Genomic DNA, 14,614 nt, shown 5'->3' on the forward strand with positions numbered 1-14,614 from the left:
TGACCGCGCCTCGCCCGTCGGTGAATTCCTGGAATAGAGGAATCCGGTTCGCGAGTCCACTTCCCCCTGTCAGTCCTCCCCCCGGCGGACAGGTCACGAATCTACTCACCGGCGAACTCGGGTGTCAACGAGCAAAAGGTCAGCCAAATAGTCGCGCGGAAGAGGGAAGATCGATTCTAGGTGGCGTCGAACGCATTCTTTTCGGCTGCCAGTGCGACGGTGAAGACGGTGCCCACCCCGACGGTGCTGCGCACCTCGATCGTCCCGCGGTGGTCGGTGACGATCTGCCGGACGATCGCCAGCCCGAGCCCGCTGCCCCCGGTGGACCGGCCGCGCGACGCGTCGGCGCGCCAGAACCGGTCGAACAGGTGCGGCAGGTCCTCCTGCGGGATTCCGGTCCCGGTGTCGGACACCTCGACCAGCACCGAGTCGCCACCGGAGCGCGCGGAGAGGCGCACGGTGCCACCCGGCGGCGTGGCCCGCACGGCGTTGACGACCAGGTTCGCGAACACCTGCCGCAGCCGGTCGGGGTCGCCGTGCACCACGGCCGGCCCGTCCACGTCGACCACCAGGGCGACCTGCGAACGGTCGGCGAGCGCGCGGTGCGCCGTGCGGCAGGTCTCCAGCAGCTCGGCCAGGTCCACGTCGGTCCGGTGGTAGGTCAGCGTGCCCGCCTCGGCGAGCGCGAGGTCCTGCAGGTCCTGGACGATCCGTTGCTGGAGCAGGACTTCCTCGTGCAGCGAGTCGAGCAGCTCCGGGGTCGGTGCGACGACGCCGTCCCGCAGCGCCTCCAGGTAGCCGCGCAGGTTCGCCAGCGGGGTGCGCAGCTCGTGGGCGACGTCGCCGACCAGCCTGCGCTGGCGTTCCTCGCCCGCCTGCAGCGAGTCGGCCATCCGGTTGAACGACCGGCCCAGCTCCGCGATCTCGTCCCGCCCCGACACCCGGACCCGCTGGCTGAGGTCGCCGGCGCCGAGCCTGCGCGAAGCGCCGGTCAGCGCGCTCACCGGCCGGAGCACCCCTCGGCTGAGCAGCAGCGCGCCGAGCACCGCCACGACGGCCACGGCCAGCGCGAGCGCCGCGATCGGCGCGACCGCGAGCGGGGGCGTGGACTGGTCGACCGCTCCCAGGTAGACCTGCACCGGGCGCGGGGCGAACGTCTGCGCCCGCTGGGTGAACACCCGCTGGAGGCAGGACGGCAGCTGCTGCGGCGGATCCACCGGGCACGCGACCACCGCGGCGCTGTCCGCGACGACGTCGGCGTCCGGGGGAGGTGTCTGCGCGCATCCCGGCGCCGGAGTGTCCGCGGCCGGTGTGAACAGCGGGATGCCCTCGTCATCGGTGCGCACCACCACCTCCGCCCCCGCCTCGGCGAGGCACCGGCTGTAGTCCACCGCCGTGCGGTACCGGTAGAGCGCGAACGTCGTGAGCCTGGCCAGGACCGCCGCGTCCTGCGCCTGCGGCAGCCGGAACGACACCCCGGGGTCGACCAGGATCGGCGCGCCGACCACCTGCCTGGCCTCCCGGCCGCCGAGCACGTCCGAGTCGGCCAGCGGGGCTCCCGACTCGTCGACGACCCGGATGCGCTGACCGGTCCGGCCCGCGAGCGCGCTCACCACGGCGCCGACCCCGTCCCAGCCGCCCCTGGCCAGGCCGTGCTCGCGGACGGTCGCCGTGATCTGGGCGGCCTCGTCGCGGCCGGCCGCCACGGACTCGGTGAGCTGGGTGTTGGCCTGGTCGAGCGTCAGCCACGCGGTCACCGCGGTGCTGGCGAACACGATCAGCACGACCAGCACCAGGGCGCGGAACCGGAAGCTCATGCCGGCGGCTCCGCGAGCCGGTAGCCGCGGCCGTACACGGTCTCCAGGTAGCGCGGCCGGTTCGGGTCGGCCTCGAGCTTGCGGCGCAGGTTCATCACGTGCGCGTCGACCGTGCGCTCCAGCACGTCGTGGTCGAAGCCGAACGCCTGGTCGATGATCTGCGCCCTGGTGAACACCCGGCCGGGTTCCGCCGCGAGCACCTCGAGGATGCCGAACTCCTTGGCCGTCACCGTGATCGGCGTGCCCGAGACCCTGACCTCGAACCGCGCGGTGTCCACCTCGACGTCGCCGATCCTGAGCACCACCGGCTCGGCCGCCGGGAGGGCCGTGGAGCGACGCAGCAGTGCCCGCGCCCGTGCCACGAGCTCCTTGGGGCTGTACGGCTTGGTCAGGTAGTCGTCCGCGCCGAGGTCGAGCCCCCGCAGCATGTCCTCCTCGGTGCTGCGGGCGGTGAGCAGCAGGATCGGCACCCGCGACTCCGCCCGCAGCACCCGGCACACCTCCAGCCCGTCGACCACCGGCATCATCACGTCGAGCACGACCAGGTCCGGCCGGGCCCGCCGGGCGTAGCCGAGGGCCGAGCGGCCGTCGCCGACCACGTGGACCGCGTAGCCCTCGCGCTCCAGGTAGATCCCGATGAGCTGGGCCTGCTTGTGGTCGTCCTCGGCGACCAGGACGCGGATGGCCATGTGACTCCCCGTGACGTCAGTAGGAACCCGTGACGATGCTAAGGCGCGGCGAGAGCCTCGGTGGGGGAAAGCCCGCTGGCCCGCACCGCCGGGTAGACCCCCGCGACCGCGCCGATGAGCAGCGTCGCGCCGAGGCCGGCGGCGGTGATCCAGACCGGCACGAAGGTCGGCCAGCCCTGCGAGGTCGCGTACACGGCGGTGATCACCGTGCCCAGCACCGTGCCGCCCGCGCCCCCGATCGCCGAGAGCAGCAGCGACTCGGTGAGGAACTGGCCGCGGATCTGCCGCCGGGTGGCGCCCAGCGACCGGCGCAGACCGATCTCCGGTCGTCGTTCCAGCACCGAGATCACCATCGTGTTGCCCACCCCCACGCCGCCGACGAGCAGCGCCACCCCGCCCAGGCCCAGCAGCAGGCCGGTCAGCGCGGAGTTCGCCGCCCCGCGCGCGGTGAGCGCGTCGGAGGGGCGGGAGATCTGGACCTCGCCGGGGTTCCGCGGCTTCGCGGTCGCGGCCAGCACGGCCCGCACCGCGACCACCTGACTCTCCACCGCGCGCAGGTAGATGGTGGACGGATGACCGCCGAACCCGAGGTAGGTGCGGGCGGTCTGCCAGCCGACCAGCGCGGCGTTGTCGATCTCCGGTGCCAGCGGTGCCGGGTCGAGGACGCCCAGCAGCGAGAACCACTTGCCGCCCAGCCACAGCCGCGTGCCGGGCGTGCGCACGTCGAGGCGTTGTGCCGCAGCCGATCCGAGCACCACGGCGGGATAGGTCTCGGTGGCCGCGTTGAACCACACTCCGCTGTGGACGGTCACGCCGACGGTCGGCAGCAGTCCCGGACCGGCCGCCAGCACGGCGATGCTGCCGGTGCGCCCCGCGGGTATCCGGTCGTTGCGGTAGACGCTCGCCCGCACCTGCCCGGTCGCGGCGACCGACCGCACGGGCGCGATGCGCGAGATCATCGCGGTGGCCTCCTCCGGCAGGGTCGTCTTCTCGCCCTGCAGGTTCTGGCCGGGCGAGACCCGCAGCAGGTTCGTGCCGAGCCGGTCGAGCCTGCGGTTGATCTCGGCCTTGCCGGACACCGAGATGCCGACCACGGCGATCATCGCCGCCACGCCGATCGCGATGCCCAGCGCGGAGAGGAACACCCGCAGCGGCCGGGTGCGCAGACCGGAACCGCCGAGCCGCACCACGTCCGCCGGCCGCAACCGCGCCGGCCGCAACTCGCCGCTCATCGGCACGTCCCCCCGGTGTCCGCCACGATCCGCCCGTCGCGCATCTCGATCCGCCTGTCCATCGCCGCCGCGACGTCGCGGTCGTGGGTGATGACCACGACGGTGGTGCCCGCCGCGGACAGCTCGCACAGCCGTGCCAGCACGGCCTGGCCGGAGGCGGTGTCGAGGTTGCCGGTCGGTTCGTCGGCGAGCAGCAGTGCGGGCTCGCCGACCACCGCCCGCGCGATGGCCACCCGCTGGCGCTCGCCGCCGGACAGGGCGTGCGGCAGGTGACCCAGCCGGTGGGAGAGTCCCACCCGCTCCAGCGCGACCTCCGCCCGTTCCCTGCGCGCGCGGATCGCGGCGCCGGTGTAGAGCAGGCCGTCCGCCACGTTGTCGATGACCGGTGTGCCGCCGGCGAGGTGGAACTGCTGGAACACGAACCCGATCCGCTGCGCCCGCAGCGCCGACACCTCGCGGTCCGTCAGCGAGGCCACGTCGTGCCCGTCGACCACGACCCTGCCCTCCGACGGGAGGTCGAGCGTTCCCATCAGGTGCAGCATCGTGGACTTGCCGGAGCCGGACGGCCCGACGACGCCCACCAGCTCGCCGCGCCCGACGGCCAGGTCCGCGTGCCGCACCGCGACCACCCCGCCGGGGTAGGTCCTCGACACGGCGTCGAGCTCGACCACCGGCGTCATCCCGGCATCCTCACGTGCCGGCCCTGCTCGATCCCGGTGCCGCTGACCTCGACGCGGCCGTCCGCGAACAGCCCGGTCTCCACCGGCACGATCCGGGTGCCGGCACCGTCGACGACCTCCAGCCCGTAGCCGCCCTCCGCGAGCGCGAGCAACGCCGCGACCGGCACGGAGAGCACGTCCTCGCGCTTCTCGGCGACGTGCTCGACGGTGACCGGCGCGCGGTCGAGCGTGCCGAGCGCGCCCTGGTCCTGGATGTCGACGACCACCTGGACCGAAGGCGGCGCGGCGGCACCGTCCGCGGGTTGCGCGGCGTCGGGTGCCTGCGCCGTGCCGGTGCTCGTCACGGTGCCCGCCACGGCCTTGCCGTCGGGCAGGGTGACGAGCACGGGGGTGCCGGCGGCCGCCCAGCCCGCCTCCGCGGCGGGCACCTTCACCCGCACGGACCGGGTGGTGCCGGTGTAGCTCAGCAGGTCGCCCGTCGCCGGTGCGCCGGGCCGCACCAGCACCTCGGCCACCCGCAGCGGACCGGCCGCGTAGACCACGTCACCCGCGGCCACCTTGCCGGTCTGGGGTGCGCCGAGGTCCTTCTGCCACCGCTTGACCGCGGTCGTGGTCTGCGCCGAGAACGTGCGGTCGACGGTGAAACCGCCGTAGCCCAGCTCCGCCAGGTTGGACTCGAACTGCTCGACGTCGCGGCCGGTGAACGGCTGCACCGGGGGAACGGGGGCGGGAGGGGTGGTGTCGCCCTCGGCCTTCTGCGGCGCGGGCGGCGCGGTGGCCTCCGCCAGGTCGCGGTACGCGGGCAGGTCGCCGAACAGCAGCACCACGGGCCGGTCGTCCACCCGCAGCAGCGGTTCGCCGCGCTTCACGACGGTGCCCTCCGGCGGCAGCCAGGTGACGGTGCCGCCCGCCCGCAGGGCGATGGGCGTCTCGGTGCCGTGGTTCAGCTCCCCGCTGACGGTCGTGGCGTTCGTCAGCGTGCCCTTGGTGACCTCGGCCGTGGCACCGGTCGCCTGGACCGGGTTCTCGGTGGCGTCCTCGGCGTTCCCGCCCAGACCCAACGCTCCGCCGACGGCCACGACGACGATGAGAACGCCGCCGCACACCAGCAGGGTGCGGCGGCTCGCGATGCCGCGCACGTCCCGCTCACCCACGGGTGGTGGCAGGCGTCTCCGGGTCGCCGATGATCGACGCGCAGGCCCTGGTGGCCTGCTGAGCGCCCGGCGACGACTGGTCCCAGCGGTGGTCCCGCGGCGAGTACCCGTCGGGGCCGGGGTCGGGGAAGTCCGGCGCGCCGCCGGCCTGCATGCACTCGGCGTACCGCTGCTGGGTCTTGACCTGGTCGGGCGTCAGCTTCGGCTTGCGCTTGTCCAGCACGCTCTCGGGCACCGCCGGCTGCAGCTTCGAGCACTGCTGCTGCGCGTCCTGGAACTTCGGGTCGGACTTCTGCGCGACCGGGTCGCCGGGGAACGTCACGACGCCGGTCGAGTCCGGGTCGGAGGCGTCGACACCCTTGTCCCGCAAGCACTTCACCCACGCCCGCATGCCGTCGAGGTACGCCGCGACGTCGTCCCCCGACGCCGTCGAGGTCGCCTTGACGGACGCCGTGTCGCCCTGGTCGACCGCGGTCGCGACCTTCGGCTCCGCCGTACCGCACCCCGCCGCGGCCACGGCCACACCGGCCAGCACCGCCAAGCGGATCGTCATCCCCATGATCGAACCCCCCGTTTCCTCCCGCCGTCCTGGCAGGAGGAAGACGAAAGTAGCGACGGGCCGTGAAGATCCTATGAAGGTCATCAATACTGACGCGCCAACCGTTCGGTGGCCCGGGGTGAACGCGAACGCCGGCCGTAGCGGAGCCAGCCCGCCAGCATCAAGATCCCGACCACGGTGTTGAACGCGTGCAGCGCCCACGCGGGACCGGGTGGCGTGCTGAAGACGTACAACGAGTAGAGGGCGTTCCCGAAGTTGCTCATCCCGAGGTTGCCGACGCTGTAGGACGCCATCTCCCTGGTCCGGACGGCCTTCACGAGCATGGGGAGTGCGGCGGCGACGAACATCCCGGTCGACAGCGTTCCCGCGAGCACGAACAGGTCGAGCCCCATCATCGTCCCTTCATCCGGGCAGGGTGATGCCCACGCCCGATCGCGATTGGTGGTGTCGCGCTGTAGACGCCCGCCTCCCGCCGGATGTGAGGCCGCCGGGAGAATTGGCTGATGATGTGATCGCCGCCACGTTGGGGGCCCAGGACCTCACGATCGCGCGACCGGCGTCGTCTACCGGCCGAGACCACGAAAACCGAACGGCAAGGAGGCGCAACGATGTACACACGGCACGCCGTCGTCGGCACGGTGCTCGGTGACGTCACGATCGTGGCCACCGGCGAGGCGGTCGTCGGCCTGTACTTCCCGCACCACTGGCACCGCCCGGCGCAGGACACCTTCGGCGTCCCGGTCCCGATCGCGGACGACGAGCTCCTCCTGCGGGCGGCCACGCAGGTGGGGGAGTACCTCGCCGGCGACCGCACCGGGTTCGACCTGCCGGTCGCCACCGCCGGCGACCCGTTCCAGGAGCAGGTCTGGAGCCTGCTCCGCGAGATCCCGCGCGGAGAGACCACCACGTACGGGGCGATCGCCGTGCAGTTGGGCGACAAGGCACTCGCGCAGAGGGTCGGCCAGGCGGTCGGGCGCAACCCGTTGTGCGTGATCGTGCCGTGTCATCGCGTGGTGGGCGCGGACGGCGGCCTGACCGGGTACGCGGGCGGCATCCCCCGCAAGAAGTACCTGCTCGAGCTGGAGGAGCCGGCAGAGGTCAAAGCCGCCAGGCTCTTCTGACACCGCACCTCACGATCGGGATGACCGGGACGTCTGCCTGCTGATGAACATGAAGAAGCCATTCGAAGCCGTCGTGGCGGCGCACTCGGGCACGGTGTTGCGGGTGTGCCGGGCGGTGGTGGGGGTGCATGACGCCGAGGACGCGTGGTCGGAGACGTTCTTGGCGGCCATGCGTGCCTATCCGGGTCTGCCGGAGGACGCGAACGTGGAGGCGTGGCTGGTGACGATCGCGCATCGCAAGGCGGTCGACATGATCAGGGCGCGGCGTCGGCGGGCGGTGCCGGTGGAGGATGCGGCCGATCGGGTGTCCTTCGTGGACGGTCCGGAGGTGGCCGATGCCGGGCTGTGGGAGGCGGTGCGGTCCTTGCCCGACAAACAACGCCAGGCCGTGGCCTACCACCACGTCGTCGGTCTGCCCTACGCCGAGATCGCCGTGATCGTCGGAGCGACGCCGGAGGCGGTGCGCAGAGCCGCCTCCGACGGGATCAGCAGACTGCGAACCACCTATCAGGGCGCACTCTCGAGAGGAGAAACCCGATGAACGACACCATCACCACCGGCCCGATGATGACCGGCGGGGGTGCGCCGGGACAGGAGCCCGACATCGCGGCGCTGCTCGCACGCCCAGCCGAGCCGGACGTGCTGGACCGGTTGCACCGCAGGCTGCAGGAGGCGGCCGCGGGCGAAGGGCTGCTCGACGTCGCCTACACGGTCGTGGACACGCCGGTCGGCTCGCTGCTGCTGGCGGCGACCGAACGTGGCCTGGTCCGCGTCGCCTACGACGTCGAGGACCACGACAAGGTCCTGCAGACCCTCTCGGTGAAGATCAGCCCGCGGATCCTGCGCGCGCCCCGGCGCCTTGATCTCGCCCGGCGTGAGCTTGACGAGTATTTCGAGGGCAGGCGTACGGGGTTCGACCTGCCGTTGGATCTTTCGCTGTCCAGCGGGTTCCGCCGGCTCGTGCAGCTGCATCTGCCCGAGATCGCCTACGGGCGGACCGAGACCTACAAGGACGTCGCCACCATCGTCGGCAACCCCAAGGCCGTGCGGGCGGTGGGCACGGCGTGCGCGACGAACCCGTTGCCCGTCGTGGTGCCGTGCCACCGCGTGCTGCGCACCGACGGCTCCCTGGGCGGCTACGTCGGAGGCCTGCAGGCCAAGACGACCCTGCTGGAACTGGAGCGCGCCGCGTGAGCCGGTACACCGTCATCGGCCCCATCGCTCGGGGCGGGTACGTGCGCAACCGCGTGTTCTTCGCCGACGAGGAGACCGCGGTCGCCGCCGGCTGTCGGCCGTGCTCTGTGTGCGTGCCGGCCGAGTACGCGGCATGGAAGGCGCACCGCCCGTGACCGTCTCCGGCGTCGACGCGCCCCCGGAGGTGCCTAGTGGTGGTCGTCCACCTGTGCCTGGGGTTCGCCGCCGAGGCAGGTGATCGTCACCCTGCTCTCGAGCTTGGCCCTGTCCGCCTTGAACTTCACGAACGCCTGCGCCGCCGGTCCCTGGTTCACGTCGTGCGAGCGGTAGCCGGGGTCCGGGGTCCACGTCGTCAGCGTCACCAGGCCGTTCGTGCACTCCGCGACGATGCTCCCACCCGGCACGGTCAGGCCCCTCGGCGCACCCCTCACCGCGGATGACGGTGGGGACTGGGGGGTCGAGGGCTGGGTGGACGTCGGCTGGGTGGTCGAGGGCCGGGTGCTCGTCGCCGGTTGTCCCACCGCTGCCAGCGCCTTCGCCACCTCGTCCTGGGTCAGCGCCTGTGTCTGCGTGCCCAGCAGGCCCTCGCCCACGAGGTCGAGCGCCACGGTGCCCGCGCCCGCCGCCACCAGCGCGGCGAGCAGCCACGCTCCGGTCATCAGCGCTCCCCGTCGTCCCACGGCGCCAGTGTGGCATCCGCGATGGTTAAGGCGCGGCTAAGCGGAGGCTAGGAGGCGGCTCGCCGCGCGCGTGCGCACCCGCCTGCTTATAGCGTGGCGCACCATGGCCACGGTGTTGATCGTCGAGGACGACGCGACCATCCGGACGGCGGTGATCAGGGCGCTCACCGAGCACGGGCACGTCGTGTCGTCCGCCGCCACCGCGATGTCCGGTTTGCAGGCCGCCGTCACCGCGCGCCCCGACGTGGTGCTGCTCGACCTCGGGCTGCCCGACCTCGACGGACGCGAGGTGCTGCGGATGATCCGCGCCGTCAGCGCCGTGCCGATCATCGTCGTCACCGCCCGCGCCGACGAGGCGGAGATCGTGCGGCTGCTCGACGCCGGGGCCGACGACTACGTGGTCAAGCCGTTCGGGGGCGCGCAGCTCGACGCGCGCATCCGGGCCGTGCTCCGGCGCACCGCGTCCGACCAGCCAGAGCCCGCCGTCACCGTCGGCTCTCTCGTCGTTGACGCCCGCGCCAGGTCGGCCTCGCTCGACGGCGCGCCGCTCGACCTGACGCCGCGCGAGTTCGACCTCCTGCACTACCTCGCCGTGCGGGCCGGTGCCGTCGTGACCAAGCGCGAGCTGCTCACCGAGGTGTGGAAGCAGCCCTACGCGGGCGCGGACAAGACCGTCGACGTGCACCTGTCCTGGTTGCGGCGCAAGCTCGGCGAGACCGCGCAGGAACCGCGCTACCTGCACACCGTCCGCCGTGTCGGCGTCCGGCTCGCCGAACCCGGTGACCAGCCGTGAGGCGGCGGCTGACGGTGCTCGTCGCGGCCGTCACGACGCTCGTCGTCATCGCGTTCCTCGTCCCGCTGGCGATCCTGCTGAGCTCCGTCGCCGCCGATCGCGCCGTCACGGCGGCGACCGCGCGGGCCCAGTCGCTGACCTCGCTCGTCGCCACCGCCGACGCCCGCTCGCTCCAGGCCGCCGTGGACCAGCTGAACACCTCCGCCCGCCAGCCGGTCTCGGTGTTCCTGCCGGACGGCACCGTCGTCGGGGCCGCGTCCGGCCGCACGCCCGGTGTCCGGCTCGCCGCCGAGCGGGGGAGTCTCGTCGTCGAGGACGGTGGTGGCCGGGAGATCCTGCTCGCCGTGCAAGGCCTCCCCGCGGGCACAGCCGTCGTGCGCGCGTACGTCGACGCCGAGGAACTGAGCCGGGGACTGACCTCCGCCTGGCTGGTGCTCGCGGCGCTCGGCGCGGTCCTGCTCGTGCTCGGCGTGCTGGTCGCGGACCGCCTGGCCCGCTCGATCATCAGACCGGTGGACGAGCTGGCCGCGGTGTCCACCCGGCTGGCGGCCGGCGACCTCGACGCGCGCGCCCGGCCCGGCGGCCCGGCCGAGGTCCGGTCCGTCGCCGCCGCGCTGAACGGGCTCGCCGGCCGCATCCGGGAGCTCGTGCGGCAGGAGCGGGAAGCCGTCGCCGACATCTCGCACCGGCTCCGCACGCCGCTGACCGTGCTGCGGCTGGACGCCGAGTCGCTCACCGACCCCGACGAGGCCGAGCGGATCACCGCGCACGCCGAGAACCTCGAGCGCCAGGTCACCGCGCTCATCGACCAGGCCCGCCACCGCGACTCCACGCCGGGCTCCTGCGACGCGGCCGAGGTCGTCGCGCGGCGGGCCGAGTTCTGGGCCGTGCTCGCCCAGGACCAGGACCGCGTCGCTCGCGTGGACGTCGCCGCGGGGCCACTCGTCGTCGCGGTCGGCGAGGCGGAGCTGGGCGCGTGCCTGGACGCGTTGCTGGGCAACGTCTTCGCGCACACACCCGAGGGCACGCCCTACCTGATCTCGCTCACCCCGGCACCCGGCGGCGCACGACTCGTCGTGCAGGACGAGGGCCCCGGCTTCGCCGACGACGCCGCCCTGGAGCGGGGCACGAGCGGCGCGGGCTCGACCGGGCTCGGGCTCGACATCGCCCGGCAGACCGCACGGTCCTCGGGCGGCGCGTTCCACGTGACGCGGGTCGAACCGACCGGCGCGCGGATCGTGCTCGACCTCGGCCGGCCCTCTTAGGAGTTCGTTAAACCTGGTGCAGCGCGCCGCTATCCGACGCTCGGCGAAGCTCTTCCCGTTGGCAGCGAACGAGAAGGAGAACAGCATGCGCAGGGTTATCGCGATCGCGGCGGCCGGAGTCGCACTGGCGGGCGGCGTCACGTTGTCGGCGATGGCGCAGGGCAACGACGACGGTGTGAGCAACGTGCCCATCTCGGTGTCCTCGCCCAGCACGACCACCACCTCCAGCACGACCACCACCACCTCCACCACGGAGGACCGGACGACCTGGCCGAGCACCACGACCACGTCCCCGACGACGTCGAGCAGCACGTACCGCAGCCGCGGCGACGACGGCCCCACGCACGACCAGTACGACGACCACGGCGGCCGCCGGGACCGCGGCGGTGACGACCACGGCGGCCGGGGGAGGGGCAGGGGCGGCGACGACCGCGACGACCACCGCGACGACCACCGCTGACCTCGCGCGGCCGTCCCGAAAAGCAAATTCAATCGTTTGATTGACTAGTCGGCCGGACGCTGGTTCTCTGGACTCGTGGCAGAGCAAGCAGACCAACGCCGCGAGGCCGGTCATCGGACGAGGAACAGCCTGCTGGCGGCTGTGACGGGGTTGCTGGCGCAACGGGACAAGGCGGCGGTCACGCTCAGGGAGGTCACCGAGAGCGCCGGGGCGAACGTCGCCGCGGTCAGCTACCACTTCGGGTCGCTCGGCGCGCTGTGCGACGCCGCGATCGAGCAGGCGCTGGAGCAGTACCTGGACGCGCAGTCCCAGGCGCTCGAACGCCTCGGCTCGGACGCCACGGTGGACCAGCTGGCCGCGGCGTTCGCGGAGCCGATGATGCGCGCGCTGGCCGCGGGCGGACACGACCTGATGGTCATCCGGACCGTGGCGCGCGCCGGGATCGAGCCGCCGCCGGGGTGGGACCGCCTCGCGGGCAAGTTTGGGGGGACGCGCCGGCACGCCCTGCGGGTGCTGGCGGCACGGGTGCCCGGGGTGGATCAGGAGGAGCTGGTCTTCCGCCTCCGCTGTGCGGCGGGCCTGCTGAACTGGCTCGCCGTGGCGCCGGTCGGCGCGGACCTCGCCACCAGGTCACCGGCGGAGATCGAACGCCTCGTCGTCGCGGTGGTGTCGGGAGCGTTGCGCGGCAACGCGGTCTGATCAGGTGGAACGGCATCGGGTCGGCTGCTGCCCTCAAAATTAATCAAGTGATTGAATTAATGAGGTGGCTCAGATGAGCACGAGTGCGGAAGAAGTGGTCAGAGCGGCGTACCGCGCGGCCGAGGGCGATGCCCTGGACGCCGACGGGTTCCGGAAGCTGTTCACCGAGGACGGCGTGCTGAACAACGTCGTCGCGGGGGAGACCTACGTCGGCGACCGCGTCGGCGATCTCGTCCTGTCCATGGGGCGGTTCCTGCCCGACGTCCACCGGGAGCTGCACCGGTTCCACGTCCAGGGCGACCTGGTGACCGTCGAGCTGTCGATCAGGGGCACCTTCGCCGGCCCGTTCGAGACCCCCGCCGGCGTGCTCCAGCCGACCGGCGCCAAGGTCGACTTCCCCACCGCGGACTTCTGGTACGTCGAGAACGGCAAGATCAAGACGTTCAACTGCTACGCCGGCATCAGCGTGCTGCTCGTGCAGCTCGGCGTGTACCCGGACTTCGCGTCGGCGATCAACGCACCCGGCGCCGAGTAGTCCGCATCCGAAGGTGATGTCGTGATCCTCCCGGCCACGACATCACCCCGCGACCCGGGCTCAGCGCACCTGCTCGGCCTTGAACTGCATCCGCGGCGTCGCGTAGAACTCCTGGGCCTGCACGAGCCGCAGCTCGCGCTCACCGGAGCGGTAGGTCAGGTCGATCAGGTCGAAGACGCTCGACGCGGTGCGCTCCAGTGCCAGCGCCGCGTCCTTGGTCTGGACGTAGTGGGCGGTGAACAACGCGGCCGTGACGTCGCCGGACCCGTTCGCCTTGAACGGCAGGTGCGGCGTGCTCACGAGCCACGCCCCGGCGGTGTCCACGACGAGCATCTCGATCGTGCCCTCCTCCCGGTCGGGCCGCTCGACGCTCGTGACCAGCACGGTCGACGGCCCCATCGCGCGGGCGAGGTCGGCCGACGCCAGCGTCTCCTCGACGCTCGCCGGCTCCGTGCCGGTGAGGAAGCCCAGCTCGAACTGGTTCGGGGTGATGATGTCGGCCACCGGCACGACCCGGTCGCGCAGCAGCACGGGGATCTCGGGCGCGACGAAGCAGCCGGACTTGGCGTTGCCCATCACCGGGTCGCACGCGTAGAGCGCGGCCGGGTTCGCCGCCTTCACCCTGCGCACCGCGTCGATGATCACATCGGCGATCCCGGTACCGCCCTGGTACCCCGACAGCACGGCGTCGACCTGCGGGAACACCCCGCGTTCCTCCACCCCGAGCAGGATCTCGGCCACGTCCGCCGGCGGCAGGAGCGGACCACGCCACGCGCCGTACCCGGTGTGGTTGGAGAAGTTCACGGTGGGGATCGGGACGACCTCGACCCCGAGGCGCTGCAGCGGGAACACGGCGGCGGAGTTGCCGACGTGGCCGTGGGCGACGACCGACTGGATGGACAGAACCTTCATCCGTCCACCCTAGAACGCACTGCTCGACATCGCGGTACCGCCGGCGCTGCCGGTGTCACCCCATGCGCAGGAAGGTCGCGCCCCAGAACAGCAGGAAAACGGAGTACCCCACGAACAACCACCCCACCGTGGTGCGGGAGCACGTGGCCTTGCGCTTCCTCACCCACGCGACCCCCGCCAGGACCAGGGCCACCAGAAGCGCCAGCACGGGAAGAGCCAGCAGACCCCGGACACCCGCGTACAGGCCCGCCCAGTAGTCGAGCGGCAGCGGCTCCTCGAACGCGAGATCGCTCGGCACGCCGACCATCAGCGCCACGACGCCCCAGACCACCGACACGATCGTCCAGCGAGACTTCGTGCCGGCCGGGGACGTGCGCCAGGTCGCCAGCGTGATCCCGGTCGCCGCGAGGGCGCCGCCGCAGAAGAGCCAGCCCACGACCGTCGAGACGACGGGAACGGGGCCGACCAGGTCGCCGAGCGCCGGCAGCAGCAGCTCCCACACCAGGAAGTGCCCGCCGACGACCGCGACGACGGCGGCGAACACGAGCCACGCCTGGGTGCCCTGCGTCTGCCGCCCCCACCAGGTGCGGTCTGCCTGGTCGCGGGTGGCTCGGGTGGCGGCGTCGAGCTTCGCGGCCTCCCGCGCCTTCCTGGCCTCGCCCGCGGGCACGCGTCGCGCGTTGTTGCGCCGCCGCTGCGTCTTCGACCGCCCCGCTCGTCCCCGTGCCACGACGGCAGCCTAGTTCGCCGTGTATCGGCGGTGTATCGGCCGTATATGCCACCCCCGGACGCTGTGCGAGCAGTGCAGACATGCGAAAAGGGGA

The 14,614-nt window shown here is 72.5% G+C and carries 19 protein-coding genes; 9 read left to right on the forward strand and 10 right to left on the reverse strand.

Annotation, left to right across the window (positions count from 1 at the left end; all coding sequences use genetic code 11):
* Positions 1–176: 176 nt before the first annotated feature.
* The 7 genes from ACFWV3_RS25250 to ACFWV3_RS25280 form a co-directional block, all read right to left on the reverse strand.
* Complete coding sequence (locus tag ACFWV3_RS25250; RefSeq protein WP_382414265.1) at positions 177–1,817, reverse strand: sensor histidine kinase; 1,641 nt, start codon at positions 1,815–1,817, stop codon at positions 177–179.
* Entirely contained in the window at positions 1,814–2,506 is a 693-nt protein-coding gene (locus ACFWV3_RS25255) for a response regulator transcription factor (RefSeq protein WP_382414267.1), read from the reverse strand. The genes ACFWV3_RS25250 and ACFWV3_RS25255 overlap by 4 nt, the downstream gene beginning before the upstream one ends.
* A gap of 38 nt (positions 2,507–2,544) precedes the next feature.
* Complete coding sequence (locus ACFWV3_RS25260; RefSeq protein WP_382414270.1) at positions 2,545–3,738, reverse strand: ABC transporter permease; 1,194 nt, start codon at positions 3,736–3,738, stop codon at positions 2,545–2,547.
* Positions 3,735–4,418 (reverse strand): ABC transporter ATP-binding protein, encoded by a 684-nt coding sequence (locus ACFWV3_RS25265; RefSeq protein WP_382414272.1) that lies wholly within the window; start codon positions 4,416–4,418, stop codon positions 3,735–3,737. Before ACFWV3_RS25265 ends, ACFWV3_RS25260 begins: the two co-directional genes overlap by 4 nt.
* Positions 4,415–5,557 carry a peptidoglycan-binding protein gene (locus ACFWV3_RS25270; RefSeq protein ID WP_382414273.1) on the reverse strand — a complete coding sequence of 381 codons (1,143 nt, stop codon included), beginning with the start codon at positions 5,555–5,557 and terminating at the stop codon, positions 4,415–4,417. The genes ACFWV3_RS25265 and ACFWV3_RS25270 overlap by 4 nt, the downstream gene beginning before the upstream one ends.
* A gap of 7 nt (positions 5,558–5,564) precedes the next feature.
* On the reverse strand, positions 5,565–6,125 hold the full coding sequence (locus tag ACFWV3_RS25275; protein WP_382414275.1) for a hypothetical protein: 561 nt from the start codon (positions 6,123–6,125) through the stop codon (positions 5,565–5,567).
* 89 nt (positions 6,126–6,214) lie between these two features.
* Positions 6,215–6,526: a hypothetical protein gene (locus ACFWV3_RS25280; protein WP_382414277.1), complete on the reverse strand. Its 312-nt coding sequence runs from the start codon at positions 6,524–6,526 to the stop codon at positions 6,215–6,217.
* Between the two features lie 213 nt (positions 6,527–6,739).
* On the opposite strand from ACFWV3_RS25280, the gene ACFWV3_RS25285 reads away from it, so the two are divergent.
* Genes ACFWV3_RS25285 through ACFWV3_RS25300 form a run of 4 tightly spaced genes read left to right on the forward strand, consistent with a single transcriptional unit; the run spans position 6,740 to position 8,601 of the window.
* Complete coding sequence (locus ACFWV3_RS25285; RefSeq protein WP_382414279.1) at positions 6,740–7,252, forward strand: methylated-DNA--[protein]-cysteine S-methyltransferase; 513 nt, start codon at positions 6,740–6,742, stop codon at positions 7,250–7,252.
* A 43-nt stretch (positions 7,253–7,295) separates the two neighbouring features.
* Positions 7,296–7,793, forward strand: coding sequence for an RNA polymerase sigma factor (locus tag ACFWV3_RS25290; RefSeq protein WP_382414281.1), 498 nt, complete (start codon positions 7,296–7,298; stop codon positions 7,791–7,793).
* Positions 7,790–8,446 carry a methylated-DNA--[protein]-cysteine S-methyltransferase gene (locus tag ACFWV3_RS25295; RefSeq protein WP_382414283.1) on the forward strand — a complete coding sequence of 219 codons (657 nt, stop codon included), beginning with the start codon at positions 7,790–7,792 and terminating at the stop codon, positions 8,444–8,446. The genes ACFWV3_RS25290 and ACFWV3_RS25295 overlap by 4 nt, the downstream gene beginning before the upstream one ends.
* On the forward strand, positions 8,443–8,601 hold the full coding sequence (locus ACFWV3_RS25300) for a hypothetical protein (protein WP_382414284.1): 159 nt from the start codon (positions 8,443–8,445) through the stop codon (positions 8,599–8,601). The genes ACFWV3_RS25295 and ACFWV3_RS25300 overlap by 4 nt, the downstream gene beginning before the upstream one ends.
* A gap of 33 nt (positions 8,602–8,634) precedes the next feature.
* Here the strand turns inward: ACFWV3_RS25300 and ACFWV3_RS25305 are convergent, their stop codons facing one another.
* On the reverse strand, positions 8,635–9,105 hold the full coding sequence (locus ACFWV3_RS25305; protein WP_382414286.1) for a hypothetical protein: 471 nt from the start codon (positions 9,103–9,105) through the stop codon (positions 8,635–8,637).
* A 124-nt stretch (positions 9,106–9,229) separates the two neighbouring features.
* Between ACFWV3_RS25305 and ACFWV3_RS25310 the strand changes: the two genes are divergently transcribed.
* The 5 genes from ACFWV3_RS25310 (at position 9,230) to ACFWV3_RS25330 (ending at position 12,878) form a co-directional block, all read left to right on the forward strand.
* Positions 9,230–9,919: a response regulator transcription factor gene (locus ACFWV3_RS25310; RefSeq protein ID WP_382414287.1), complete on the forward strand. Its 690-nt coding sequence runs from the start codon at positions 9,230–9,232 to the stop codon at positions 9,917–9,919.
* The gene (locus ACFWV3_RS25315) at positions 9,916–11,184 is read left to right on the forward strand and encodes a sensor histidine kinase (protein WP_382414289.1); all 1,269 of its coding nucleotides are present in this window, start codon (positions 9,916–9,918) and stop codon (positions 11,182–11,184) included. The genes ACFWV3_RS25310 and ACFWV3_RS25315 overlap by 4 nt, the downstream gene beginning before the upstream one ends.
* An 85-nt stretch (positions 11,185–11,269) precedes the next feature.
* Positions 11,270–11,644: a hypothetical protein gene (locus ACFWV3_RS25320; protein WP_382414290.1), complete on the forward strand. Its 375-nt coding sequence runs from the start codon at positions 11,270–11,272 to the stop codon at positions 11,642–11,644.
* A gap of 75 nt (positions 11,645–11,719) precedes the next feature.
* A complete protein-coding gene (locus ACFWV3_RS25325; RefSeq protein WP_382414291.1) occupies positions 11,720–12,343 on the forward strand; it encodes a TetR/AcrR family transcriptional regulator in 624 nt (207 codons plus the stop codon).
* Positions 12,344–12,416: 73 nt separating this feature from the next.
* Positions 12,417–12,878 carry an ester cyclase gene (locus ACFWV3_RS25330; RefSeq protein ID WP_382414293.1) on the forward strand — a complete coding sequence of 154 codons (462 nt, stop codon included), beginning with the start codon at positions 12,417–12,419 and terminating at the stop codon, positions 12,876–12,878.
* Between the two features lie 60 nt (positions 12,879–12,938).
* Here ACFWV3_RS25330 and pdxY read toward each other — a convergent pair whose 3' ends face one another.
* Both pdxY and ACFWV3_RS25340 read right to left on the reverse strand, forming a co-directional pair.
* Positions 12,939–13,790 (reverse strand): pyridoxal kinase PdxY, encoded by an 852-nt coding sequence (gene pdxY, locus ACFWV3_RS25335; RefSeq protein ID WP_382414295.1) that lies wholly within the window; start codon positions 13,788–13,790, stop codon positions 12,939–12,941.
* 55 nt (positions 13,791–13,845) lie between these two features.
* Positions 13,846–14,520, reverse strand: a complete 675-nt coding sequence (locus ACFWV3_RS25340; protein WP_382414297.1) for a hypothetical protein — start codon at positions 14,518–14,520, stop codon at positions 13,846–13,848.
* Positions 14,521–14,614: the final 94 nt, after the last annotated feature.

Source organism: Lentzea sp. NPDC059081 (assembly GCF_042738015.1).
GTDB lineage: Bacteria > Actinomycetota > Actinomycetes > Mycobacteriales > Pseudonocardiaceae > Lentzea.

Excerpts from the sequence above, each read along its gene's own strand:
- ACFWV3_RS25250 (WP_382414265.1), bottom strand. The coding sequence starts at position 1,817 with ATGAGCTTCCGGTTCCGCGCCCTGGTGCTGGTCGTGCTGATCGTGTTC.
- ACFWV3_RS25255 (WP_382414267.1), bottom strand. The coding sequence starts at position 2,506 with ATGGCCATCCGCGTCCTGGTCGCCGAGGACGACCACAAGCAGGCCCAG.
- ACFWV3_RS25260 (WP_382414270.1), bottom strand. The coding sequence starts at position 3,738 with ATGAGCGGCGAGTTGCGGCCGGCGCGGTTGCGGCCGGCGGACGTGGTG.
- ACFWV3_RS25265 (WP_382414272.1), bottom strand. The coding sequence starts at position 4,418 with ATGACGCCGGTGGTCGAGCTCGACGCCGTGTCGAGGACCTACCCCGGC.
- ACFWV3_RS25275 (WP_382414275.1), bottom strand. The coding sequence starts at position 6,125 with ATGACGATCCGCTTGGCGGTGCTGGCCGGTGTGGCCGTGGCCGCGGCG.
- ACFWV3_RS25280 (WP_382414277.1), bottom strand. The coding sequence starts at position 6,526 with ATGATGGGGCTCGACCTGTTCGTGCTCGCGGGAACGCTGTCGACCGGG.
- ACFWV3_RS25285 (WP_382414279.1), top strand. The coding sequence starts at position 6,740 with ATGTACACACGGCACGCCGTCGTCGGCACGGTGCTCGGTGACGTCACG.
- ACFWV3_RS25290 (WP_382414281.1), top strand. The coding sequence starts at position 7,296 with ATGAACATGAAGAAGCCATTCGAAGCCGTCGTGGCGGCGCACTCGGGC.
- ACFWV3_RS25295 (WP_382414283.1), top strand. The coding sequence starts at position 7,790 with ATGAACGACACCATCACCACCGGCCCGATGATGACCGGCGGGGGTGCG.
- ACFWV3_RS25305 (WP_382414286.1), bottom strand. The coding sequence starts at position 9,105 with ATGACCGGAGCGTGGCTGCTCGCCGCGCTGGTGGCGGCGGGCGCGGGC.
- ACFWV3_RS25310 (WP_382414287.1), top strand. The coding sequence starts at position 9,230 with ATGGCCACGGTGTTGATCGTCGAGGACGACGCGACCATCCGGACGGCG.
- ACFWV3_RS25320 (WP_382414290.1), top strand. The coding sequence starts at position 11,270 with ATGCGCAGGGTTATCGCGATCGCGGCGGCCGGAGTCGCACTGGCGGGC.
- ACFWV3_RS25330 (WP_382414293.1), top strand. The coding sequence starts at position 12,417 with ATGAGCACGAGTGCGGAAGAAGTGGTCAGAGCGGCGTACCGCGCGGCC.
- pdxY (WP_382414295.1), bottom strand. The coding sequence starts at position 13,790 with ATGAAGGTTCTGTCCATCCAGTCGGTCGTCGCCCACGGCCACGTCGGC.